Genomic DNA, 22923 nt, shown 5'->3' with positions numbered 1-22923 from the left:
CTCATTCGAGCGTCAGGGCTTCGTTTTTTCGGGCCCATGCGCGCAAGAAAACTTGCGGGCAGGGCCTTTACCGGGTCTCAGACTGGCTCAACATAAAATATCTATTATTCAGCCCCGAAAAAGCGGTCAAGAGCATCCCTGTCGGTGAAATCCGGTCAAAAACCTTGGTTTCGGTTGATCCTCCCTTTGCAGCTACTGGTAAATTCCGCGACTCAGTGCTCTAGTTGGAGGGGTAACGCGGAGGTGTCGTTGATCCACATTCGCAATGCCCGCGACGGGGAAGCGGAACTGTTGAGCGAGATCGGGCTCAGGGCCTGGCAAAAGGCGATGGCGTCGATTGGCGAATCGGATGCGATGGTCGACGCGGCGCGCAACGCCTTTCGCAACTTCGTGGAGAACGACTGGCTGACAATCACCGTCATCGAGCAGAACGGCCAGGTCGCAGGCTGGGCTGCACGCGAGGGATTGGACGAAACCATCTCGGATTTCTGGATCGATCCCATCTTCACCCGGCAGGGACTCGGCTCAGCCCTTCTCGAACGCATCGAGAAGGATATCGCCGGCCAAGGCTTCGAGACGGCGGCGGTGCAGACCCATTCCGGCAATAGCGAGGCAATCGGCTTTTTTCGGAAGCATGGTTATGGCGTCCACTGGCTGTCGGTCGCCTATAATCCGAAGCTTGACCGCGACGTGCCCTCTGTCGGGCTGACGAAGCCGCTGGTTTCGGACAGCCAAGGCGGCTATGGGCAGGAATTCTGACGTTTAAAATCCAGATGAAGGTGAGGGGCCTATAACGGCGCGAAGGCCAGCATCATGACCAAGGCGCCGTGAAGGATCAGGATCGCCGCCAGGATCGACCGGAACGGCTCCTTTCTCGTCTTGTGGCGCAGGATCTGCTGTGCCGCCACCGCACCGAGGCTGCCGCCGATCAGCGCAAGAGTCAGAAGCGTGCGCTCGCTGATGCGCCACCCGCCATTGCGCGCCGCCTGCTTGTCGAGGAAATAGATCGAAAAGACGATGAGGTTCAGCGCCAGAAACAGTGCGGCCATTTTTGTGATGTCGGGCATCGTCATGCGGCTACACTGCCATGCCTCGGTTAACTCGCGGCAAATGTCGCCCCTCAAAGCGCGGTCCGCGATGGGGAAAGCCTTGCACCGGAATGCCATTTCCTTTACCTCACCAGTGGAAAAGAACAGCCTGCAAAGAGCCTCAGATGACCATTGTCGACGTCCGCACGCCCGATCCGAAACGCTTCATTCCCGGCGCCACCGGCGACTGGGAAGTCATCGTCGGCATGGAAGTCCATGCCCAGGTGCTGTCCAATTCGAAGCTCTTCTCCGGCGCTTCGACGGAATTCGGCAAGCCGCAGAATTCGAACGTTTCGCTGGTCGATGCCGCGATGCCCGGCATGCTGCCCGTCATCAACGAGGAATGCGTCAAGCAGGCCGTGCGCACCGGTCTCGGCCTCAAAGCGGAGATCAACAAGCGTTCGGTCTTCGACCGCAAGAACTACTTCTACCCTGACCTGCCGCAGGGCTATCAGATCTCGCAGTACAAGGATCCGATCGTCGGCGAGGGCAAGATCGTCATTTCGCTCGGGCCGGATCGTCAGGGCCAGTTCGAGGATATCGAGATCGGCATCGAGCGCCTGCATCTGGAGCAGGATGCCGGCAAGTCGATGCACGACCAGCACGCGACCATGTCCTATGTCGATCTGAACCGGTCCGGCGTGGCGCTGATGGAGATCGTCTCCAAGCCCGATATGCGCTCGTCCGACGAAGCCAAAGCCTATATGACCAAGTTGCGTTCGATCGTGCGTTATCTCGGCACCTGCGACGGCAACATGGACGAAGGCTCGATGCGCGCCGACGTCAACGTCTCCGTCCGCCGTCCGGGCGAGGCTTTCGGCACGCGCTGCGAAATCAAGAACGTCAACTCGATCCGTTTCATCGGCCAGGCGATCGAATACGAAGCGCGCCGCCAGATCGGCATTCTGGAAGACGGTGGCACGATCGATCAGGAGACACGCCTCTTTGATCCGAACAAGGGCGAGACGCGCTCCATGCGCTCCAAGGAAGACGCGCATGATTATCGCTACTTCCCCGATCCGGATCTGCTGCCGCTCGAATTCGACGATGCCTTCATCAAGGCGCTCGAAGCCGATCTGCCGGAGCTGCCCGACGACAAGAAGGGGCGCTTCGTGCGTGAACTCGGCCTGTCGGTCTACGATGCCTCCGTACTCGTTTCCGAAAAGGCGATCGCCGATTATTTCGAGGCCGTGGCCGCCGGCCGCGACGGCAAGACGGCGGCAAACTGGGTGATCAACGACCTGCTCGGCGCGCTCAACCGTACCGGCAAGGACATCGAACAGACGCCGGTGTCGCCGGCCCAGCTCGGCGCCATCATCGACCTCATCAAGGCTGGGACCATCTCCGGCAAGATCGCCAAGGATCTCTTCGAGATCGTGCTGACCGAAGGCGGCGATCCCGCCGAGATCGTCGAATCGCGCGGCATGAAGCAGGTGACGGATACCGGCGCCATCGAAAAGGCCGTGGACGAGATCATCGCCGCCAATCCCGAACAGGTCGAAAAGGTCAAGGCGAAGCCGACCATGGCGGCATGGTTCGTCGGCCAGGTGATGAAGGCGACCGGCGGCAAGGCCAATCCGCAGGCGGTCCAGGCGCTCGTCAAGGCGAAGCTCGGAATCGAGGAATAGGCGGTGTATTTCGTCCGCACCGCCGGCGAGCGCGACCTCGAGAAGGTGCGCGCTCTTCTGGTGGAGAGCTTTCACACCACCTATGACGAGCTCCACGGCAAAACAAAGGTGGACGATCTGATCGCCCATCTCTTTACGCCGGCAGCGCTCAAGGCGCGGCTGGTGCGCAGGGATGCCGAGTTCCTCGTCGCCGATAACGGCCGCAACATCGGCGGCGTGGGTTATGCAGCGATGTCGCAGGCGCTGACGAAGACGGTCATGCTGCATCTCCTCTACGTCAGCCCGTCGCTGAAGCGCCAGGGCATCGGCCGCGATATCTTCGCCGAGCTCGAATCCTGCTTTCCGGATGCCGAGATCATGCGTCTGGAAGTCGAGCCGCAGAATGCGGCGGCGATCGCCTTCTACAAGGCGCATGGTTTCACCGAAGTCGGCCGCAACGAGAACAGTGCGCTCGGACAATCCGGCATTCCCTCGCTGATTTTCGAAAAACCGCTGGAAGGGCATTGATCCCGTGGCGGTCGAGTTGTCCGATATTCTCATTCGCGAAGCGCACAGGGACGATCTGCCGGCGCTTGTGGCGCTGTTTGCCTCCGATCCTCTCGGCGGTCACGGCGATACGACGGATGCCGAGGCTTTTGCCGATTATGCCAAGGCCTTTGCCGTCATCGAGGATTCTCTCAACCAGACGCTTTATGTCGCAGAGCGCGGCCGCGAGGTCGTCGGGACGTTCCAGACGATGCTCACGACCTCGCTGACCGGCCGCGGTTCTTCGACGATGATCATCGAGGCGGTGTAGACGCGGGCCGACATGGGCGGGCAGGGGATTGGTACTGGAATGATCGAATTCGCCATCTCAGAGGCAAAAGGCCGCGGCGTGCGGCTGGTACAGCTGACCTCGAATGCCATACGCAAGGATGCCCATCGTTTCTATGAAAGGCTTGGCTTCAAGCCTTCGCATATTGGCTTCAAGATGGCCTTGAAATGACCCCTGCCTCTCGTGGAATCGCTGGACAATTCGGCTTGGCGACGGCATAAGCGAGGAGCTAAATTCTGGTTTGGCCCGCACTGGCGGGCACAAGGAAAAGACATGCGGAATCTTCTGGTTCAAATCTTCACCTGGTGGAACAGTCAGACGATAGGCACGCGTTTTGCGACCTGGCGTTTTGGCAAGCGCGTCGGCGAGGATGAATTCGGCAACGTCTATTATGAAGGCGGCATGTCTTCCTATGGCCTGCCGAAGCGCTGGGTGATCTACAAGGGTTATGCCGAAGCCTCCGCCATTCCGCCGGGCTGGCATGGTTGGATGCATCATCGCACCGATGTTCCGCCGTCCCAGGAAAACTATGTCGCCAAGGAATGGCAGAAGGCGCATCGTCCGAACCTCACCGGTTCGCCGCAGGCTTACCGTCCGCCGGGCTCACTCGCGGTTCCCGGCGAGCGGCCGCGCGTCACCGGCGATTATGACGCCTGGACGCCCGGCAACTGAGACGGCTCGACCGGGCGATCGCAAGCCCGGCTTTTGGCCACAATTGACCTTTACCCGCAGGTAGGCTGCGCTGGAGCGCGGCCGTGAACTGAAAATGTCTGGAGACGGGTGCATATGAAGCTCTTCACGCGGAACATGGTCCTGCGTGGCGCCGGATCGCTGCTGGCGCTCTCGGCTCTGCTTCCACCGGGTGCGGCGCATGCCGCGCGCATCGACAATCCGGTTGCCGTGTTCTCCGGCCTCGACAAGATCACCGGCCGCATCACGACGTTTGATGTCTATGTCAATGAGACGGTACAGTTCGGCGCCCTGCAGGTGACGCCGAAGGCCTGCTATTCCCGCGACCAGGCGGAAGCGCAGAAGATCGACGGTTTCGTCGAGGTCGACGAAATCACCCTCGACCGCAAGATCCGCCGCATCTTCACCGGCTGGATGTTCGCCGACAGCCCCGGCCTCAACGCCGTTGAACACCCGATCTACGACGTCTGGCTGAAGGACTGCAAGACAAGCTCAGACGTCCCGGCACCTGACAGCGCCAAGGCGCCGGCGCGCTAATCGATGGTTAAATCTGAAGGCTAGGGCCGAACGGCATGCGGTAGGATACGTGAAAACCGCCCGGATGGTCCTGCGCACGAGGACGTCGATCGACTTTAGAAACTAAGGTGTGGCGATTCCATCGCTGCGGCGAGCAGCACGGCATACTCGGCCTTCGGCACGTCGATCGCTCCGAACGTTTTCAGATGTTCGGTGGTGAATTGCGTGTCGAGCAGCGTGAAACCCTTTTCCCTCAGCCGATCGACCAGGTGTACAAGGCAGATTTTCGAGGCGTCCGTCCGGCGTGAAAACATGCTTTCGCCGAAAAAGGCCGAACCCAGCGAGACACCGTAGAGGCCGCCGACCAGTTGATCGCCTTCCCAGGCTTCAACGGTATGGGCATGACCAATTTCGAACAGCGTGGAATAAAGCGACCGGATCGTCTGGTTGATCCAGGTGCTCGGGCGTCCCGATGTTTCCTCCGCGCAAGCCGCGATCACCTGGTCGAAATCGTGATCGAAGCGGATTTCGAAGGGTTTCCTGCGCACACGTTTGGCGAGGCTTTTCGATATGTGGAAATCACCAAGCGGCAGAACGCCGCGCAATTCCGGTTCGACCCAGAAGATCTCCGGGTCGTCGGCAGACTCGGCCATCGGAAAGAGGCCGATGGAATAGGCGCGCAGGAGGATGTCAGGGGTTATGCCTGGTGACTTCCTGCGCGATCCTGCCATTCCTGTCCTATGCCGCTGGCGTGTTGGCGAGGTAATGTTCCAGCCAGTGGATATCGTAGTCGCCGTTGGCGATATCCTGGTTGGAGACGAGATCCTGGAACAACGGCAGCGTCGTCTTGATGCCGTCGACGACGAATTCGTCGAGCGCGCGGCGCAGGCGCATCATGCATTCGACGCGCGTGCGGCCGTGCACGATCAGCTTGCCGATGAGGCTGTCGTAATAGGGCGGGATCTTGTAACCTTGGTAGGCGCCGGAGTCGATGCGCACGCCAAGGCCGCCCGGCGCATGGAAATGCGTGATCGTGCCGGGGGAGGGCACGAAGGTGCGCGCATCCTCGGCATTGATCCGGCATTCGATGGCATGGCCGGAGAAATGCACCTCGTCCTGCGTCACAGACAGGCCGCCGCCGGAGGCGACGCGGATCTGCTCATGCACCAGGTCGATGCCGGTGATCGCTTCCGTGATCGGATGCTCCACCTGCAAACGGGTGTTCATTTCGATGAAATAGAATTCGCCGTTCTCGTAGAGGAATTCGATCGTGCCGGCGCCGCGATATTTCAGCTTCTTCATGGCATCGGCGCAGATCTGGCCGATCTTCATGCGCTGCTCGACATTGAGCGCAGGCGAATTCGCTTCTTCCCAGACCTTCTGGTGGCGGCGCTGCAGCGAGCAGTCGCGTTCGCCGAGATGAATGGCATTGCCTTCACCGTCACCGAAGACCTGGATTTCGATGTGGCGTGGCTTGCCGAGGTATTTTTCCATGTAAACGGCATCGTTGCCGAAGGCCGCTGCCGCCTCCGTGCGCGCCGTCGACCAGGCCTCGATGAGATCGGCCTCGCTCTTGGCAACCTTCATGCCGCGCCCGCCGCCGCCGGCCGTTGCCTTGATCAGCACGGGATAGCCGATTTCGGCGGCCGTCCGCAGCGCATCCTCTTCTGTCTTCACTTCGCCGTCCGAGCCGGGAACGACGGGAATGCCGAGTTCCAGCGCCGTCGTCTTGGCGGTGATCTTGTCGCCCATGATACGGATGTGATCCGCCGTCGGCCCGATGAAGGTGATGCCGTGCGCTTCCAGGATATCGGCAAACTTGGCGTTCTCCGACAGAAAGCCGTAACCCGGGTGCACGGCATCGGCGCCGGTGATCTCGCAGGCGGCGACGATCTGATGGATGTTGAGGTAGCTCTCGCGCGAGGAGGGCGGACCGATGCACACGCTTTCGTCGGCAAGGCGCACGTGCATGGCATCGGCGTCGGCGGTGGAATGCACCACGACGCAGGCAATGCCGAGCTCCTTGCAGGCCCGAAGCACGCGAAGGGCAATTTCCCCGCGATTGGCGATAAGGATTTTCGAAATCATGGGCTTGGGCCTATTCGATGACGACGAGAGCTTGGCCGTATTCGACGGGATGTCCGTCGTCGACGAGGATCTCGGTCACCTTGCCCGACTTCGGCGAAGGAATCTGGTTCATCGTCTTCATCGCTTCGATGATGATGAGCGTCTGGCCTTCCTTGACGGTGGCGCCGATTTCGATGAACGGACGTGCGCCCGGAGCCGGCGCCATATAGACGGTGCCAACCATCGGCGCATTGACGACATTCGCCGGGTTGCGGCCGGGGGCTGCGGCAGGCGCGGCAGCGGCGGCTGCCGGAGCGGCGGCTGCTGCCGGAGCAGCGGCAAAGGCCGGTGCAGCGATCGGTGCCTGGACGTATTGCGGCGTGCCGCCGCGCGAAACGCGGATGCGCAAGTCGTCCTGCTCGACCTCGATCTCCGTCAGATCCGTCTCGTTGAGGATGTTGGCGAGATCGCGGATCAGTGCCTGATCGATACCCGATTTCTTTTCAGCCATGGTGTTGCCCTGTCTTCTTCTTATGCCGTGATGTTCTTCAGCGCTTGCAGCGCCAGGATGTAACTATGAGGCCCGAAGCCGCAGATCACGCCCTTGCATGCCGGTGCGATCATCGACTCGTGGCGGAATTCTTCCCGCGTATGGACGTTGGATATGTGGAGCTCGACGACGGGAATCGAAATAGCGCGGATCGCGTCATGCAGCGCGACTGACGTATGCGTGTAGGCGCCTGCATTGATGGCGACACCGGCGGCCTTTTCGTCGGCCTCGTGGATCCAGTCCACAAGCGTGCCTTCGTGGTTGCTCTGACGGAAATCGATATCAAAGCCGAGTTCGCGCCCGGCTGCCTTGCAGTTTGCCTCGATGTCCTTGAGCGTCTTGCCGCCATAAATGCCGGGCTCTCGTTTGCCCAGCATGTTCAGGTTTGGGCCGTTCAGGACAAAAATCGTTTGCGTCATCGAATGTTCCGTAAATGCACGACGGCAACCTATAGACTCCGCGAGGGCTGAATGAAAGCCCTTACGGGTTGGCCGGCAGGAATCGCGCCACATTTGTCCACATGGCTGAAACGCTTCGATTCTGGCGATTTGATGAGCGGCCGGTCGGCTGCCCGCTTCCTCAGCAGGCGGTCTTGCCGCAGCTGCGCATGTTCTTGACCTTGGCTTCGAGATCGTCGAGTCCGACTGCGCCCGGGACCAGCTCGTTGCCGATTACGTAAGAGGGGGTGCCGCTGATGCCGAGGCTCGAGGCAAGCTGATAGGTCGCCTGAACGATCCCGTCATTCGGGCTCTTAGCCATCTCGGCGCGAATCTTGTCCTCGCTGACGCCGAGAGAGCCTGCGACGGCGATCGCACTGTCTTCCGAGGCGCGGCCTTCGCTGCTGAGAAGGGCGACATGAAAGTCGGCATATTTCGCAGGCGCCAGCCTGCGGAAGGCGTCGGCCACTTTGTGGGCGGCAACCGAATCCGGCCCGAGGATCGGGAATTCCTTGAGCACGAAGCGAACGTTCGTGTCCTTCTTCAACATCGCCTGCATGTCGGGAAGCGCGTGACGGCAGTAGGTGCAATTATAATCGAAGAATTCGACGACCGTCACGTCGCCCTTGGGATTGCCGAGCGCGACGTCATCCTTCGAATTGAAGATATTCGCGGTGTTCTCCTCGATTGCCATATTGGCTTTCGCCAGCCGCGCGGCTTCCTGCTTCTTCTGCAGCGCCTCCTGGACGTCGAGCATGATCTCCGGGTTCTCGATCAAATATTGCTTGATGAATTCGCCGAACTCCTTCTTCTGCTGATCGTCGAGCGCTGCCGCCGGAAACGGGAGCGCGATCGATGCGGCGAGCGCCAGTGCGGTGAAGCTTTTTGAGAAGAAGGCCATGATATCCTCGTCATCGGCGATGTGGGCTTGGTCGAGAAACCGTCGCCGGGTTATGGACTTGAACGCGTCGCGTCAAGTTACGGTGCGTCGAGTTCTGCTCAAACAGGAATTTTCATCCCTGCGCCGCCCTCGCGGGATTGTGATGAGCCGATTAATGCGGCAATTGTCTGGCCAACAGCCAAGAAGCCGAGCGAGAAGCGATCTTGTTTTCCATATCGAAACGCAGCGAAGTCGAGCCTTTTCATGCCATGGACGTGTTGGCGGAGGCGACGAAGCGGCGGGCAGCCGGCTATCCCGTCATCTCGATGGCGGTCGGCCAACCTTCGCATCCCGCGCCTCGAGCTGCCCTCGAAGCGGCAAACGCCGCCCTCGTCGAAGGCCGGATCGGTTATACGGATGCGCTGGGGACGGCGCGGCTGAAATCCGCACTTGCTTGGCACTACAGGGACCATCACGGCCTGGAGATCGATCCCAAGCGCATCGCCATAACCACAGGTTCCTCGGCAGGGTTCAATCTCGCCTTTCTGTCGCTTTTCGATGCCGGCGATGCCGTGGCGATCGCGAGACCGGGTTATCCCGCTTATCGCAACATTCTCGGCGCGCTGGGGCTGAAGGTTCTCGAAGTGCCGGTGACGGCCGAGACGCACTTTACCCTGACACCCGAGAGCCTCGAGGCGGCACAGCAGCAAAGCGGCGTCAGGCTCAAAGGCGTACTGCTTGCAAGTCCCGCAAATCCGACCGGGACGGTGACCGGCCGTAACGGGTTGAAGGCGCTTGCGGACTACTGCGCGGCCCAATCCATCGCCTTCATCTCCGATGAGATCTATCACGGACTGACCTTCGCCGGCGAGGAGGCGAGCGCGCTCGAGCTGACCGACGAGGCGATCGTCATCAACTCCTTCTCCAAATATTACTGCATGACCGGCTGGCGAATCGGCTGGATGGTGCTGCCGGAGCGCCTGGTGCGGCCGATCGAGCGCGTGGCGCAGAGCCTCTATATCTCGCCGCCCGAGCTCTCCCAGATCGCAGCGGTGGCCGCACTTGGCGCAAGCGAAGAGCTTGATCATGTCAAGGCGAGCTATGCCGCAAACCGAGCGCTGCTGCTCGACCGCCTGCCCAGGATCGGCCTTGCGCCCGCTTCGCCGATGGACGGTGCCTTCTACGCCTATATCGATGTCTCGCGCTTCACCAATGACAGCATGGGTTTTGCCAAACGCATGCTTGCAGAAATCAACGTCGCGGCGACGCCGGGGCTGGATTTCGATCCGCTGGAGGGACATCGAACCTTGCGTCTCTCCTATGCGGGTTCGCAAGGAGAGATCGCCGAGGCGGTGGAGCGGATAGCAGTCTGGCTGAAGTAGGGCTGCGGGGGGCAAGCGGCTGCTTGCCCACCTGCTCTAAATCAGCTACGCGACGAAAACAGCGAAGCGAGCGTCGAAGCCGGCTTGTTGTTCAGCCGCGGAACCACCACGAGCTGCTTGATCTCGCCACGCTTGTAGGCGGCCAGGAAGCGCTTGTAATCCTTGAAGGAAACGCAGCCATTGGAATCGCCGTTCTTGCCGAGCATATAGGTGTGGGCAAGCAGGCCGACGCGGTCATAGATGGCATCCGAGCCTTCCACCGGTGTCAAGCGCAGCGCTTCGACTCCGTGAAACAGAGCCTCGCGCATCGTGAGGACATAGGTATGCGGCGGCGTCGGTCCGCGCATCTTCTTGTCGACGAAGCGCGGGTTGTCGCGCATCTTGCCGAGACCTGAATGAGCCTCCAGCCGTTCGCCATTCGGCAAGTAGACGGTGCTGTTTTCGATATCATAGATCGCGACACCTGCCCGCAGTTTCGGCGAGAAGACCGGCTTGTCGTAGCGCGGCACGGCATCGTCCTCATCGTCCTCTATCGGCGAGTTTGGCTGGGCATATGCAAGGGCAGGCCCGGCAGAACGCTGCGCACCCCTGGCCGTCGGCGCCGGTTTGCCGATGAGTCCGTCCGGACGCGCCATCGGTAACGGCACGGAACCTGTATCGGGTGACAGGACGAGATCGAAGGGTTGATCCTCTGCCGCTGCGACCTGCACCGGAGCGGATTCTGTTGCAGGAACCGAGGCGGTCCTGACGGGAGAGGCGACTGGCTCGATCGGGGCGGGTGCGATCCGCCGGGGGTTGGCATCGGCAAGCGCGAGCATCGCCTGGAGTTGGGCCGCTGCGACGGCCTCCTTCGACGGAACGATGATGCGGTTGCCGTCGTCTTCTTCAATCTCTGCCGAGGCGAGTTCGACCGGCGGCGCGATCGCATCATCCTTGCGGAACTTGGCGCTGTCGGAAATTGCAGCGACGGCCGATTGCTCGGCAGCCGTGACGAGCCGATTGTTCTTCGTAAGAGCCGCCAATGCCGTTGCGGCAGCGGCCGTATTTTCGGCGTGAGCCTGGATGAGACTTGCCGTCAGCGGCATCTTCGGCTTCGCGTTGAAGGCAGTCAGCCGGTCACCCTTGCCGACATGGATCAACCTTTCAAGGCGAGTTGACGACGCCACTTTCGGGGTGGCGCCGATCTGTGCCAGGCTACCTGCTGGAGAGAAGGGCGCGGCGACCGAATGCATCGTTGCCAAGGTCGCGATCAGCCATGTTGAGGTTAAAAGCCCGGCGCCGACGACACCGTAAAGAAAACCGCGAGATCTGTGCGAACGCAAAGCAGATCCGCCAAGAGGGGCGACGTTATCCAACGTCCCTACCGCAAACGCCATACTACACTCGTCTTTCAAACTCGCTACGCAGGCCGGCGGCACTGACTGACTAAAACTTCGCCGGGGCCGGTAAGGGCGCAAAGGGGCCGAATTTAGGCCGCCTGCCACTTCCGACTGTTTTGAGAGGATGACGAATTATGGTTTCTAATTTGTTTACGCGATATCGCTGTTTCTTGGGATGTCTCAAAAAGAGATGCCTGCCGGCGTCTCAGGTGCGTTCCATCACATAACTTCCCGGTGCTTCTTCGATCGCGTTCAGCGCATCGCCGCCGGGTTTGCGCGCCGCAACGCGTCTACTGTCCTGTGTCTCAATCCAGGCCTGCCAATGCGGCCACCACGATCCCGGCGTCTCGGTGGCTCGCTCGAGCCAGGTCTCATAGTCGCCCTTCGCCGGGCCGCCCGTCCAGAATTGGTATTTCTTCTTGTCGGGCGGGTTGACGACGCCGGCGATATGTCCCGAGCCGGTGACGACGAATTCCACCTTGCCGCCGAAGAACTGACTGCCGAGGAAGACCGATTTTGCGGGCGCGATGTGGTCCTCGCGCGTTGCGAGATTGTAGATCGGGATCTTCACATCTTTCAGCGATACGCGCTTGCCGTCGAGGATCATCTCGTTCTGCGTCAACGCATTGCGGAGATAGCAGTTTCGCAGGTAGAAGGCGTGGTTTGCCGCCGCCATGCGCGTCGAATCGGCGTTCCAGAACAAGAGGTCGAAGGGCAGGGGCTCCTGACCCTTGAGGTAGCTGTTGACGAAATAAGGCCAGATCAGCTCGGAAGCGCGCAGCATGTTGAAGGCCATCGACATCTTCGTGCCGTCGAGATAGCCGGCCGCCTTCATATGCTCTTCGAGCGCGGCAAGCTGCTCCTCGTCGACGAAGACTTTGAGGTCGCCGGCATGGGTGAAGTCGACCTGAGTGGTGAAGAGAGTCGCGGTCTTTATGCGCCGGTTCTTCTCCTTGGCGTGCAGCGCCAGTGTCGCGGCCAGCAGCGTGCCGCCGACGCAGTAGCCGACGGCATTGACGTCCTTCTCGCCGGTCGCCTTCTCGATCGTCTCGAGCGCGAAATCGATGCCTTCCCGGGCATAGGCGCCCCAGTCCTTCTCGGCGTGACGCGCATCCGGGTTGACCCAGGATATGACGAAGACGGTCTGGCCCTGGTCTACGCACCATTTGATGAAGGATTTCTGAGGGTTGAGGTCCAGAATATAGAACTTGTTGATCCAGGGGGGGCAGATCAGCAGTGGCCGCTTCAGCACGGTTTCGGTCGAGGCTTCGTACTGGATGATCTGGCAGATATCGTTCTGGGCGATGACTTTGCCCGGTGTCAGCGCCATGTCACGGCCGACAGCGAATTTCGTCATGTCGGTCTGTCGAAGGCGAAGCTCGCCGTTTCCGGCAGCGATGTCCTCGGCGAGCATCTTCATGCCGCGCACCAGGTTTTCGCCGTTGGTTGCGATGGTCTCGCGGTAAAGCTGCGGGTTGGTAGCGATGAAGTTGCTCGGCGAAAGTGCCGCCGTGATCTGCTTCACGTAGAATTCGGCCTTGTGCTTGGTGTGTTCGTCGAGGCCGTCGGTCTCCGACACCAGCTTGTCCACCCAATCGCTCGTGACGAGATAGACCTGGCGGAGGAAATCGAAGAACGGATTTTTCTGCCAATCCTCGTCGGAAAAACGCTTGTCCTTGCGGGTGTCGGGCTCGGGCGGCAGGGACTCGCCCTGCATCCCACGCGTGCCCTGCAAGCGCTGCATCGAGCGCATCCAGATGCCGAAGAACGAGGACATCAGCTGAGTCTGCGCCTCGAAGGTGCGGCGGGGATCGGAAATCCAGTATTCGCTGACCTTCGAAAGCGTCTTGACCATGTCGGTCATCGGATCGATGGAGCTTTCGGTGATCTCGCCGCGTTCGCGCGGCGCAAGCCAAGCCGAGGCGGCCTGGCCGAGATTTTCGAGCGCCCGGGCGAAATTCATCGCCATGGTCTCGGGATCCTTCAGCAGATAGGGTTCGAGATCGGTTGCGTCGAAACCGGTCTTGTCGCCATTCTTCTGGCCGCCACTCTCCTGCTTGCTGTCGGTCACCATTTCCTCCGGCGGCAGCACTCTTTTTATCCGTTTGTTGTACATCGTGACCGAACGAGAAAACAAGTTCCACCCGCATCGGCTCGTGCTATTGCTTTGTGGCTGCGACAAATTTAACAGTCGAGGCAATCAGAACTGGATTTTGAGGCATGATCGAGAACCGCATCCGGCGCATCGCAACCTTCAACCGCACCGCACTGATCTGCGCAGCGGCGGCGATGGTCCTTGCCGGATGCAATCTGACGGCGGAGGAAAAAGCCGCCGCCGCTGCGAAGCGAGCGGCGCCGACTGCCGTCGTCATGCCGGCAACCAAGGGTGAGGCGGTTGAAGGCGGTCTGACGAAATCACCGGACGGCTATCCGAATTTCGGCGCGCCGCTGACGGCGGCCAACGTTCAGATGAGCGATGAGCAGGCGGCCGAACTGCAGCATCAATTGACCGCGCTTGCCGGCCGGCGTAAGGCCGGCGCGATCTCGGAAGCCGAATATCAGGCCAAGGTCGCCGAAATGCGCCGCCTCGCCGCCGAACATGGTGCGCAGACGCTCTCCGAAATTTCCAAATAAGCCTTGCCTTTCAGGCAATTTGGACGCAAAGCCTTCCGGATGGATCGGAAGATGCGATTTTCCCGATAATGCGTGGTTGTGCGGCCTTTCCGTCAAAGATTTGCCGCTTGGCTTGGGTCTGATGAATACGGCGCTGCGATTGTGAAGTTCGTGTCGCAGCCGCCGGGAGACGGAACGAACTTCGACCGCGGCCCGAAATGCCGCCTTTCCACGGGGAATGAAATGGAAGAGTTTCACAAAGTCCGGCGTTTGCCGCCTTATGTTTTCGAACAGGTCAACCGTTTGAAAGCAAGCGCGCGAGCGGGCGGCGCCGATATCATCGATCTCGGCATGGGAAACCCTGACCTTCCCACTCCCCAGGCGATCGTCGACAAGCTCTGCGAGGTCGTGCAGGATCCGCGCACCCACCGTTATTCCTCCTCCAAGGGCATTCCCGGTCTGCGCCGCGCCCAGGCCGCCTATTATGCCCGCCGCTTCGGCGTCAAGCTCAACCCGGATACGCAGGTGGTCGCCACCCTCGGCTCCAAGGAAGGCTTCGCCAATATGGCGCAGGCGATCACCGCGCCCGGCGACGTGATCCTCTGCCCGAATCCCACCTATCCGATCCACGCCTTCGGCTTCCTGATGGCCGGCGGCGTGATCCGCTCGATGTCGGTGGAGCCGGACGAGACCTTCTTCCCGCCGCTTGAGCGCGCGGTTCGGCACTCAATCCCGAAGCCGCTGGCGCTGATCCTCAACTATCCCTCGAACCCGACGGCGTTCGTCGCGACGCTCGATTTCTACAAGGACGTCGTAGCCTTCGCCAAGAAGCATGACATCATCGTGCTCTCCGACCTTGCCTATTCGGAGATCTATTTCGACGGCGCTCCGCCGCCTTCGGTCCTCGAAGTGCCGGGCGCAATGGATGTGACGGTCGAGTTCACCTCGATGTCGAAGACCTTCTCCATGCCCGGCTGGCGCATGGGCTTTGCCGTCGGCAATGAGCGGCTGATCGCTGCGCTCACCCGCGTCAAATCCTACCTCGATTACGGCGCCTTCACGCCGATCCAGGTGGCGGCGACCCATGCGCTGAATGGCGACGGCTCCGATATTGCCGAAGTGCGCAATGTCTACAAACGCCGCCGCGACGTCATGGTCGAAAGCTTCGGCAAGGCAGGCTTTGAAGTGCCGCCGCCGGCAGCCACCATGTTCGCCTGGGCGAAAATTCCGGAAAAGTTCCGTCATCTCGGTTCGCTGGAGTTTTCCAAGCTGCTGGTCGAGAAGGCCGACGTCGCCGTTGCTCCCGGCATCGGATTCGGCGAGATGGGCGACGACTATGTCCGTCTGGCGCTTGTCGAGAATGAACACCGCATCCGTCAGGCTGCGCGCAATATCAAAAAGTTCATGTCGACGGCAGACGAGACGATGCATAACGTCATCTCGCTGAACGCCCACCGTTAATTCCAACTCTTGGGCAGCCGCATTCGGCGGCTGCCGCCACACAGACATTTCAGGATCGATCCATGGCAGATGCCCTCAAAATCGGCATTGCGGGCTTAGGCACCGTTGGCGCCTCGCTTGTCCGCATCATTCAGCAGAAAAGCAACGAGCTTGCCGTCACCTGCGGACGTCCGATTACGATCACCGCGGTTTCCGCCCGCGACAAAACGCGAGACCGGGGCGTCGACCTTTCTGCCGTCACCTGGTTCGATCGGCCTGAGGATCTGGCCGAAAAGGGTGATATCGACGTCTTCGTCGAACTGATGGGCGGTGCCGAAGGGGCTGCCAACGTCTCGGTGCGCGCCGCGCTGCAGCGCGGTCTCCATGTGGTGACAGCCAACAAGGCGCTGCTCGCCTATCACGGCGTCGAGTTTGCGACGATCGCGGAAGAGAAGGGCTCGTTGTTGAATTTCGAGGCGGCGGTCGCCGGCGGCATCCCCGTCATCAAGGCGCTACGCGAATCGCTGACGGGTAACGCCGTCTCGCGCATCTACGGCATCATGAACGGCACCTGCAACTACATCCTGACCAAGATGGAGAAGGAGGGGCTTTCCTTCGCCGAATGCCTCAAGGAAGCGCAGCGGCTGGGTTATGCTGAAGCCGATCCCGCCTTCGATATCGAGGGCAACGATACCGCCCACAAGCTCGCCATCCTGACGACGCTTGCCTTCGGCAATCGCATCGCAGCCGACGATATCTATCTCGAAGGCATCACCAATATCTCGATCGAGGACATCCACGCCGCGGCCGAACTCGGTTACCGCATCAAGCTGCTCGGCGTTGCCCAGCGCACCGAGACCGGCATCGAACAGCGTGTACACCCGACCATGGTCCCGATCGATTCCGTCATCGCCCAAGTCGACGGCGTTACCAATGCGGTGGCAATTGAGTCCGACGTCCTCGGCGAACTGCTGATGGTCGGTCCAGGCGCTGGCGGCAACGCGACGGCCTCGTCCGTGCTTGGCGATATCGCCGATATCGCCAAGAGCCAGCCGGGCGCTCAGCGCGTGCCGGTGCTCGGTCATCCCGCAAAGGCGCTGGAGCCTTACCGCAAGGCACAGATGCAGAGCCACGAGGGCGGATATTTCATCCGCCTGACTGTGCTCGACCGCACCGGCGTCTTTGCAAGCGTCGCCACCCGCATGGCGGAAAACCACATCTCGCTCGAATCGATCGTTCAGCGCTCCACGCAGCACCTGGCGCCATCGCATCACCAGACGATCATTCTCGTCACCCATGCGACGATGGAGGAGTCCGTGCGCAGGGCGGTCGCTTCGATAAAGTCGGAAGGCTATCTCTTCGGCGAGCCGCAGGTAATCCGTATCGAACGGCCGAAAGAAGAAGCCTAGCGCGTCGGCCCGAAAATCGGATTCGACTTTCGGAAAGCACGATGCGCAGCTTCAGAGTGTTAAAGCGTTTTCCGAAGCATGAACCGCGCTGTCTCTGGCAGGGCGGATTTTTTGTTAATCGTTCAGCCTCCCCTTGCGGAAGTCTATATTACCAAATGCCGAAATACTGATATAAATAAAACCACAGATGGTGAGTCGTCGGCGTGGAGCATTTCATGAGCAAGGACAGCCACGCCGGAAAAGAGCATGGCAGTCCGAGCAAGGTGCCGCCAGCCCGCCCTGCGATGTTTGCGGACATCCTCAAGCCGCTGCACAGTGACATTCGTGAAGTGAGCCATGACGAGGCTTTTGACGACGAACATACGGAAGGCCGCAACTGGGCCATTCTGCTGACGCTGTTTTCGGTCTTGTTGGTGCAGATCGGCGGCATCGCCGTGATCGTCTGGCTGATCTTCTGGTAAAAATCCGTGTCTGGAAATCCGTCACTATGTTATCTCCGCTGCTCCTGTAGAAAGAACAGATGAAGTCAGCGGAGTTTGGCATGGCAGATCTCGTCGATCCGGTACAGCGCGCGTTTCTCGGCGTGGAGAAATCCGCACTCGACAATCGCTGGGTTGCAAGACTCGACCAGGCCGGCCAGAACCGGGCGCTCGCCATGGCGCAGGTTCACGGGCTGCCGGATCTGATCGCCCGCGTTCTCGCAGGACGCGGCGTCCCCGTTGACGAAGCGGTCGAATTCCTCGACCCGACGATCCGCAGCCTGATGCCCGATCCCCACACGCTGACCGATTGCGAGAAGGCGGCAACCCGTCTCTTGCTTGCAATCGAGCGCGGCGAGAGCGTGGCGATTTTCGGCGACTACGACGTCGACGGCGCGGCTTCCTCGGCGCTGATGTTCCGCTTTCTAAGCCATTTCGGCGTCAAGGCGAACATCTACATTCCCGACCGCATCTTTGAAGGTTATGGCCCCAATCCAGCGGCGATCAACCAGCTGATCGACAATGGCACCAGGCTGATCGTCACCGTCGATTGCGGCTCCACCAGTCACGACGCGCTTGCGGCCGCTGCCGCGCGCAACATCGATGTCGTCGTCATCGATCACCACCAGGTGACACATGAGCTGCCGCCCTGCCATGCGCTCGTCAATCCGAACCGTGAAGACGATCTGTCGGGGCAGGGGCATCTTTGCGCAGCCGGCGTCGTCTTCATGGTGCTGGTCGCGACATTGCGGCTGTTGCGCGCGGCCGGCAACAAACGCATCCTGGCGCTCGACCTGCTGCAATGGCTTGACATCGTGGCGCTTGCGACGGTCTGCGATGTCGTGCCGCTGAAGGGGCTCAACCGCGCCTATGTGGTGAAGGGGCTGGTTGCTGCCCGGCACCAGAGCAATGCCGGGCTTGCCGCGCTCTTCCGCAAGGCGGGGCTCGCGGGCCCCGTGACCCCCTATCATCTCGGCTTTCTGATCGGCCCGCGCATCAATGCCGGTGGACGGATCGGCGATGCCGCGCTCGGAAGCCGCCTGCTGACGCTCGATGATGCCGGTGAGGCGGAAATGATCGCACAGCGCCTCGACGAGCTCAACCGTGAACGTCAGGCGATGGAGGCGATCATGCTGCAGGAGGCGGAAGCGGAGGCGCTGGCCGAATATGGCGACGGCGAGGGCGCCTCCGTCATCGTCACCGCCCATGAGAAGTGGCATCCGGGCATCGTTGGGTTGATCGCCGCGCGGCTGAAGGAGAAATTCAAGCGGCCCGCGTTCGCGATCGCTTTCGATCCCTCCGGCCGCGGCACCGGCTCAGGCCGCTCCATCAATGGTTTCGACATGGGCAGGATGGTGCGGGCTGCGGTCGAGGAGGGCATCCTCATCAAGGGTGGCGGCCATGCCATGGCGGCGGGGCTGACGGTCGAGCGCGCCGATCTCGGCAGGTTGAGGACCTTCTTTACCGAGAAGGCCGCAAGGACGGTGGCGAGCCTCGTCGCCAACGAGACATTGAAGATCGATGGCGCAATCGGCGCAAGCGGCGCCACGCTTGAACTCATTGACCGCCTGGAAGCCGCCGGTCCCTATGGCTCCGGCCACGCTCAGCCGCTCTTTGCCGTACCGGCGCATCGGGTGCGAGACGCGCGCCTCGTCGGCGAGAAACATGTGAAGGTGACGCTGGAGGCGATGGACGGGTCGCGGCTCGATGGAATCGCCTTTCGCGCCGCCGATACCGGCCTCGGCAATCTTCTCATCAATTCACGCGGCGCGAGCCTCCATGTCGCAGGCTCGCTCGGCGCCGAACATTATCAAGGCGCACGCCGCGTCCAGCTGCGCGTCTGCGACGCAGCGCCAGCGAAATAGAACGTCACGAAAAAGAGTCTCGGATGAGAAAATTAAAGGAAGAAAGTGGCACGCCCTAGGGGAGTCGAACCCCTCTTCCCAGAATGAAAATCTGGTGTCCTAACCGATAGACGAAGGGCGCTTCCTTCGTGGTGGCGCCCTTATAGTCAGCACCTTCGAAAGCCGCAAGCGCCAAGGCGCGAAAAAATCACAGTTTTCGCCGATTTTTTTGAGCTGTGGAAAACCACGGCGCTACGGGCGGTGGATGGCTGGAATATCAGACCGATCGGTGGTTGGCGGCAATCATAATTTCGATGGTACGCCCTAGGGGAGTCGAACCCCTCTTTACAGAATGAGAATCTGTCGTCCTAACCGATAGACGAAGGGCGCAGGCCAGCCTCGATAAAATAGGCGTGCGCGCGAGCTTCTGCAAGCGGATGCGATGGCTTCTGTATGGAGAGAAAGTGGCACGCCCTAGGGGAGTCGAACCCCTCTTCCCAGAATGAAAATCTGGTGTCCTAACCGATAGACGAAGGGCGCTTCCTTCGTGGTGGCGCCCTTATAGTCAGCACATTCGAAAGCCGCAAGCGGCAAATTCGATTTTTTTCAAAAAAATGACAGATATTCCAGTGGCAGTACTATTTAGAATTAGCACTGGCGAATCAAAGGCTTGTACAGCCTTCCAGAAGCAGGTGAAATTCAGCTGACGTCGGGTGAGGGAACTTCGCGTCGACGATGTCAGATCGCTCTTGCGGTGGTTAAGGGCGCCCGTTTGCCGCCGCAGCCCCAGTTCCAGTCCCGGGTCTTGCCGGTGTCGAGGTGGACCGAGTCGGTGTGGCAATAGGTGCCGACCCCGCCGCGATCCGGCAAGGATCTTATATACGCGGCGATATCCCACTTGGAGACGCCGTCGATCTGAATGTCCGCGGCCTCACAGCTCTTGTGCATCGATTCGTCAGCCCCACCGACCAGGCGGTTATGTTCTTCGTCGCGATAGCCTGACGTGACGATGACAGGCCGGCCGAAATGGTTTTCGACCGTCTTGATCACTTTCAGCAGGTCCGGTTTGAAGCAGCCGACCTCGACATTGTCGTTCTGGACGTGCAGCCCGTTCGGCGCAACACGTGTCATGCCGGGTAGGGCGGCTTTGTGCAGAAGGCCGGAAAGACTGCCGAGCAGGTTCTGCTTCGGTGCGCTGTAAAGCGCGTTTGTCGTCGAGGCGGGCATACCGCCCATCGCCAGCGAGGCTGTTTGTAGGGGCGCAGGCTGCGTGCCGGAATTTTCGGACGATTGCTGCGGCAGCACCGGGGCGGCCGGTTGTGAGGGCATGATCGGCTGGCTGTAGACGCTGCTTTTTGTAGGGGCCACTCCTTCCGTGGGCGCATAGGCCTGCGGCTGAATGACGGTGGACGTGCTGTTGTTCTGTGGCGGCGGCTGGTGATCCGAAAAGATGCTCATCGCCTGCGCATTGATCCGTGTCGACTGCATGACGAGCCCGCCTATATTGGCAGGCGCCACCATTGCCGGATCGGCCGGCGGGACGGCGGCATTCGCATCGCCTGCCACGACCTGTGGCGTGGCCTCGGCGCCGGAGACATTGACGAGGCGGGGGTCGGTATAGACTGAGCGCGGGGCAGATTTCACGGGCGCCGTTGCGCCAAGCTGTGGCGCTGCGGCCGCCGTCGCCGGAACAGCTGCGGCCGAATCGAGCGTCTTCTTGTTCGATACGCAGCCGGAAAGCGCCAGCATTGAGGTGGCGATCAGCAATGCGCCCGTAATGGGCATCCGCATCTCAAGGTCACGCAAGCAATCGGTCTCCGGTTGATGCGAAAACGGCGAGATATCGCCATCTTCCGCTTCGAGTCACGGGGAGATTGCCTGCGGGGCCGGATCGCGGCAAGCGTCAAGGCGCCGGCCGGACCCGAAATCGCAAAAGCCGCAAGCTTCGCAAAAGCCTTGCGGCCAAAACCATTACCAGGCGCCGGTATTGCCCATGGAAGCCCAGGGTTCGGCGGCCGGAAGCGGGCTTCCCTTCTGCAGGATTTCGATCGAAATGCCGTCGGGCGAGCGCACGAAGGCCATGTTGCCGTCGCGCGGCGGCCGGTTGATGGTAATGCCGTTATCCATCAGCTTTTGGCAGATCGCGTAAATATCATCCACCTCATAGGCGAGGTGGCCGAAATTGCGTCCTCCGCTATAATCCTCCGTATCCCAGTTGTAAGTGAGCTCGAGGCAGGGGGCCTTTTCGCTGCGCGCACGGTCGAGATCGTCGCGAGCGGCCAGGAAAACCAGGGTAAAGCGGCCCCTCTCGTTTTCGTGGCGGCGAATCTCCTCCAGTCCGAACAGCGTGGTATAGAAGGCAAGCGAAGCGTCCAGATCTTTGACGCGAACCATCGTATGAAGATAACGCATTCTATCTACTCCTTTATAGGGGCTGGCCTTTTTGGCGAGCCGAGGTCAGCTTCGGGCAAGTCATCTTTATAAAATGTGCAGCTGGGAATAACCGAAAACTAGGACTTGCGCTTATCCGTTACCAAGATGTTAATCTTGATTTCAAGAATCAGTTAACCGTAACAGTGTGACGCGTATTCGAGGGGCTGGCGATAATGGCTGATAGGATTTCATCGAACGCATACACCGATGTCGACGAGCTGTCGTCGGAAGCGGTCGATCTTGTTGAAATCACCGGTGTCGTCAAGTGGTTCGACGTCGCCAAGGGCTTCGGCTTCATCGTGCCTGATAACGGCATGCAGGATGTTCTCCTGCACGTGACTTGCCTGCGTCGCGACGGCTATCAGACGATCCTCGAGGGGACGCGCATCGTCGCTCTCGTCCAGCGCCGCGAGCGCGGCTACCAGGCTTTCAAGATCCTCTCGATGGATCAGTCGACCGCCATTCATCCTTCGCAGCTGCCGCCGGTGCGCACCCACGTGCAGGTTACCGCCACGAGCGGGCTCGAGCGGGCGCTTGTCAAGTGGTTCAACCGTACCAAGGGCTTCGGCTTCCTGACGCGCGGTGAGGGCACCGAAGACATTTTTGTGCACATGGAGACGCTGCGCCGCTTCGGGCTGACGGAGCTGCGCCCCGGCCAGGTGGTCCTCGTCCGCTTCGGCGATGGCGAAAAGGGCCTGATGGCAGCAGAGATCCATCCCGACGTTCCGAGCCCGGCAAGCCGGTCGCACTGACATGCGCGGCATCGGCCTGTTTCATGCGATCAGAAGCGCCGTCATGGCGCTTTTTTTCTTGGTCGCCCTGCCGGCTTTGGCTGAGGAGGAGATGCGGTTCGACAAGGAGCCGCTGCTCATCCAGACAGCCGCCGGCAAGATGCTGCATTTTACCGTCGAGGTCGCCGCCACCGGTGATCAGCGCGCCCGCGGGCTGATGTTTCGCAAGTCGATGGCTGATGACGCCGGCATGATTTTCGATTTCGGGCAAACACGGCGCGTTGCCATGTGGATGGAGAACACCATCCTGCCGCTCGACATGCTCTTTGCCGACGACACCGGCACGATCCGCCACGTCAAGGAAAACGCAAAACCCTATTCACGCGAGATCATCGATTCGATGAGCCCGGTGAAATACGTCGTCGAACTCAATGCCGGCATCGTCGGCAAATTCGGAATCAAGCCGGGCGACAGAATCGTGAGCGCCACGACGACGAAGGCGAAGTGACGGCGCACCAGCTCGCGAGGTGCGATGTGGCCAGC

At 60.6% G+C, this 22923-nt stretch carries 23 protein-coding genes, 3 tRNA genes and 1 pseudogene; 14 read left to right on the top strand and 13 right to left on the bottom strand.

The window, feature by feature from the left end; all coding sequences use genetic code 11:
- Positions 1-249: 249 nt before the first annotated feature.
- Positions 250-759 (top strand): GNAT family N-acetyltransferase, encoded by a 510-nt coding sequence (locus tag PH551_RS14785; protein ID WP_285193544.1) that lies wholly within the window; start codon positions 250-252, stop codon positions 757-759.
- Positions 760-788: 29 nt separating this feature from the next.
- Here the strand turns inward: PH551_RS14785 and PH551_RS14780 are convergent, their stop codons facing one another.
- Positions 789-1073 (bottom strand): DUF1294 domain-containing protein, encoded by a 285-nt coding sequence (locus tag PH551_RS14780; RefSeq protein WP_285193543.1) that lies wholly within the window; start codon positions 1071-1073, stop codon positions 789-791.
- A 140-nt stretch (positions 1074-1213) separates the two neighbouring features.
- On the opposite strand from PH551_RS14780, the gene gatB reads away from it, so the two are divergent.
- The 5 genes and pseudogenes from gatB (at position 1214) to PH551_RS14755 (ending at position 4757) form a co-directional block, all read left to right on the top strand.
- Positions 1214-2716 (top strand): Asp-tRNA(Asn)/Glu-tRNA(Gln) amidotransferase subunit GatB, encoded by a 1503-nt coding sequence (gene gatB, locus PH551_RS14775; RefSeq protein ID WP_285193542.1) that lies wholly within the window; start codon positions 1214-1216, stop codon positions 2714-2716.
- Between the two features lie 3 nt (positions 2717-2719).
- Positions 2720-3223: a GNAT family N-acetyltransferase gene (locus PH551_RS14770; RefSeq protein WP_285193541.1), complete on the top strand. Its 504-nt coding sequence runs from the start codon at positions 2720-2722 to the stop codon at positions 3221-3223.
- 4 nt (positions 3224-3227) lie between these two features.
- Positions 3228-3701, top strand: a pseudogene (locus PH551_RS14765) (GNAT family N-acetyltransferase).
- Positions 3702-3803: 102 nt separating this feature from the next.
- Positions 3804-4202 (top strand): NADH:ubiquinone oxidoreductase subunit NDUFA12, encoded by a 399-nt coding sequence (locus PH551_RS14760; RefSeq protein ID WP_285193540.1) that lies wholly within the window; start codon positions 3804-3806, stop codon positions 4200-4202.
- Positions 4203-4316: 114 nt separating this feature from the next.
- The gene (locus PH551_RS14755; RefSeq protein ID WP_097598622.1) at positions 4317-4757 is read left to right on the top strand and encodes a DUF2155 domain-containing protein; all 441 of its coding nucleotides are present in this window, start codon (positions 4317-4319) and stop codon (positions 4755-4757) included.
- A 95-nt stretch (positions 4758-4852) separates the two neighbouring features.
- On the opposite strand, the gene aat is transcribed toward PH551_RS14755, so the two are convergent.
- The 5 genes from aat to PH551_RS14730 all read right to left on the bottom strand — a co-directional run bounded on the left by aat (position 4853) and on the right by PH551_RS14730 (position 8691).
- Positions 4853-5467 carry a leucyl/phenylalanyl-tRNA--protein transferase gene (gene aat / locus PH551_RS14750; RefSeq protein WP_085778014.1) on the bottom strand — a complete coding sequence of 205 codons (615 nt, stop codon included), beginning with the start codon at positions 5465-5467 and terminating at the stop codon, positions 4853-4855.
- Between the two features lie 7 nt (positions 5468-5474).
- Complete coding sequence (accC, locus tag PH551_RS14745; RefSeq protein WP_085778015.1) at positions 5475-6824, bottom strand: acetyl-CoA carboxylase biotin carboxylase subunit; 1350 nt, start codon at positions 6822-6824, stop codon at positions 5475-5477.
- 10 nt (positions 6825-6834) lie between these two features.
- Entirely contained in the window at positions 6835-7314 is a 480-nt protein-coding gene (gene accB / locus PH551_RS14740) for an acetyl-CoA carboxylase biotin carboxyl carrier protein (RefSeq protein WP_085778016.1), read from the bottom strand.
- Positions 7315-7334: 20 nt separating this feature from the next.
- Positions 7335-7772, bottom strand: a complete 438-nt coding sequence (gene aroQ / locus PH551_RS14735; protein WP_285193539.1) for a type II 3-dehydroquinate dehydratase — start codon at positions 7770-7772, stop codon at positions 7335-7337.
- 160 nt (positions 7773-7932) lie between these two features.
- Complete coding sequence (locus tag PH551_RS14730) at positions 7933-8691, bottom strand: DsbA family protein (protein ID WP_285193538.1); 759 nt, start codon at positions 8689-8691, stop codon at positions 7933-7935.
- Positions 8692-8894: 203 nt separating this feature from the next.
- On the opposite strand from PH551_RS14730, the gene PH551_RS14725 reads away from it, so the two are divergent.
- On the top strand, positions 8895-10052 hold the full coding sequence (locus PH551_RS14725) for a pyridoxal phosphate-dependent aminotransferase (RefSeq protein WP_285193537.1): 1158 nt from the start codon (positions 8895-8897) through the stop codon (positions 10050-10052).
- Positions 10053-10093: 41 nt separating this feature from the next.
- Here PH551_RS14725 and PH551_RS14720 read toward each other — a convergent pair whose 3' ends face one another.
- Positions 10094-11428 (bottom strand): DUF2778 domain-containing protein, encoded by a 1335-nt coding sequence (locus PH551_RS14720; RefSeq protein WP_285193536.1) that lies wholly within the window; start codon positions 11426-11428, stop codon positions 10094-10096.
- A 208-nt stretch (positions 11429-11636) separates the two neighbouring features.
- Complete coding sequence (locus PH551_RS14715; RefSeq protein ID WP_285193664.1) at positions 11637-13505, bottom strand: PHA/PHB synthase family protein; 1869 nt, start codon at positions 13503-13505, stop codon at positions 11637-11639.
- Positions 13506-13651: 146 nt separating this feature from the next.
- On the opposite strand from PH551_RS14715, the gene PH551_RS14710 reads away from it, so the two are divergent.
- From PH551_RS14710 to recJ, 5 genes are all read left to right on the top strand, one after another.
- Entirely contained in the window at positions 13652-14065 is a 414-nt protein-coding gene (locus PH551_RS14710) for a hypothetical protein (RefSeq protein WP_285193535.1), read from the top strand.
- A gap of 222 nt (positions 14066-14287) precedes the next feature.
- Entirely contained in the window at positions 14288-15505 is a 1218-nt protein-coding gene (locus PH551_RS14705) for an LL-diaminopimelate aminotransferase (RefSeq protein ID WP_097598741.1), read from the top strand.
- Between the two features lie 62 nt (positions 15506-15567).
- A complete protein-coding gene (locus tag PH551_RS14700; protein WP_097598614.1) occupies positions 15568-16893 on the top strand; it encodes a homoserine dehydrogenase in 1326 nt (441 codons plus the stop codon).
- Between the two features lie 215 nt (positions 16894-17108).
- A complete protein-coding gene (locus tag PH551_RS14695) occupies positions 17109-17354 on the top strand; it encodes a hypothetical protein (protein ID WP_097598613.1) in 246 nt (81 codons plus the stop codon).
- 80 nt (positions 17355-17434) lie between these two features.
- Entirely contained in the window at positions 17435-19237 is a 1803-nt protein-coding gene (gene recJ, locus PH551_RS14690) for a single-stranded-DNA-specific exonuclease RecJ (protein WP_285193534.1), read from the top strand.
- Between the two features lie 46 nt (positions 19238-19283).
- Here recJ and PH551_RS14685 read toward each other — a convergent pair.
- The 5 genes from PH551_RS14685 to gloA form a co-directional block, all read right to left on the bottom strand.
- Positions 19284-19358 (bottom strand) — tRNA-Glu (locus PH551_RS14685).
- A 173-nt stretch (positions 19359-19531) separates the two neighbouring features.
- Positions 19532-19606 (bottom strand) — tRNA-Glu (locus PH551_RS14680).
- Positions 19607-19681: 75 nt separating this feature from the next.
- Positions 19682-19756: transfer RNA gene (locus PH551_RS14675), tRNA-Glu, on the bottom strand.
- Between the two features lie 198 nt (positions 19757-19954).
- Entirely contained in the window at positions 19955-21022 is a 1068-nt protein-coding gene (locus tag PH551_RS14670) for a YcbK family protein (RefSeq protein WP_285193533.1), read from the bottom strand.
- Positions 21023-21187: 165 nt separating this feature from the next.
- Entirely contained in the window at positions 21188-21628 is a 441-nt protein-coding gene (gene gloA / locus PH551_RS14665) for a lactoylglutathione lyase (protein WP_285193532.1), read from the bottom strand.
- Positions 21629-21822: 194 nt separating this feature from the next.
- Here gloA and PH551_RS14660 point away from each other — a divergent pair, with 194 nt between their 5' ends.
- Together PH551_RS14660 and PH551_RS14655 are read left to right on the top strand one after the other, a co-directional pair.
- Positions 21823-22401 carry a cold-shock protein gene (locus tag PH551_RS14660; RefSeq protein WP_064802232.1) on the top strand — a complete coding sequence of 193 codons (579 nt, stop codon included), beginning with the start codon at positions 21823-21825 and terminating at the stop codon, positions 22399-22401.
- Position 22402: 1 nt separating this feature from the next.
- Complete coding sequence (locus PH551_RS14655) at positions 22403-22888, top strand: DUF192 domain-containing protein (RefSeq protein ID WP_285193531.1); 486 nt, start codon at positions 22403-22405, stop codon at positions 22886-22888.
- Positions 22889-22923 lie beyond the last annotated feature (35 nt).

This window comes from Rhizobium atlanticum, from assembly GCF_030182485.1.
Taxonomy (GTDB): domain Bacteria; phylum Pseudomonadota; class Alphaproteobacteria; order Rhizobiales; family Rhizobiaceae; genus Rhizobium.
The sequence above is the reverse complement of the archived record's forward strand: the minus strand, read 5'-3'. Positions and strand labels throughout refer to the sequence as shown.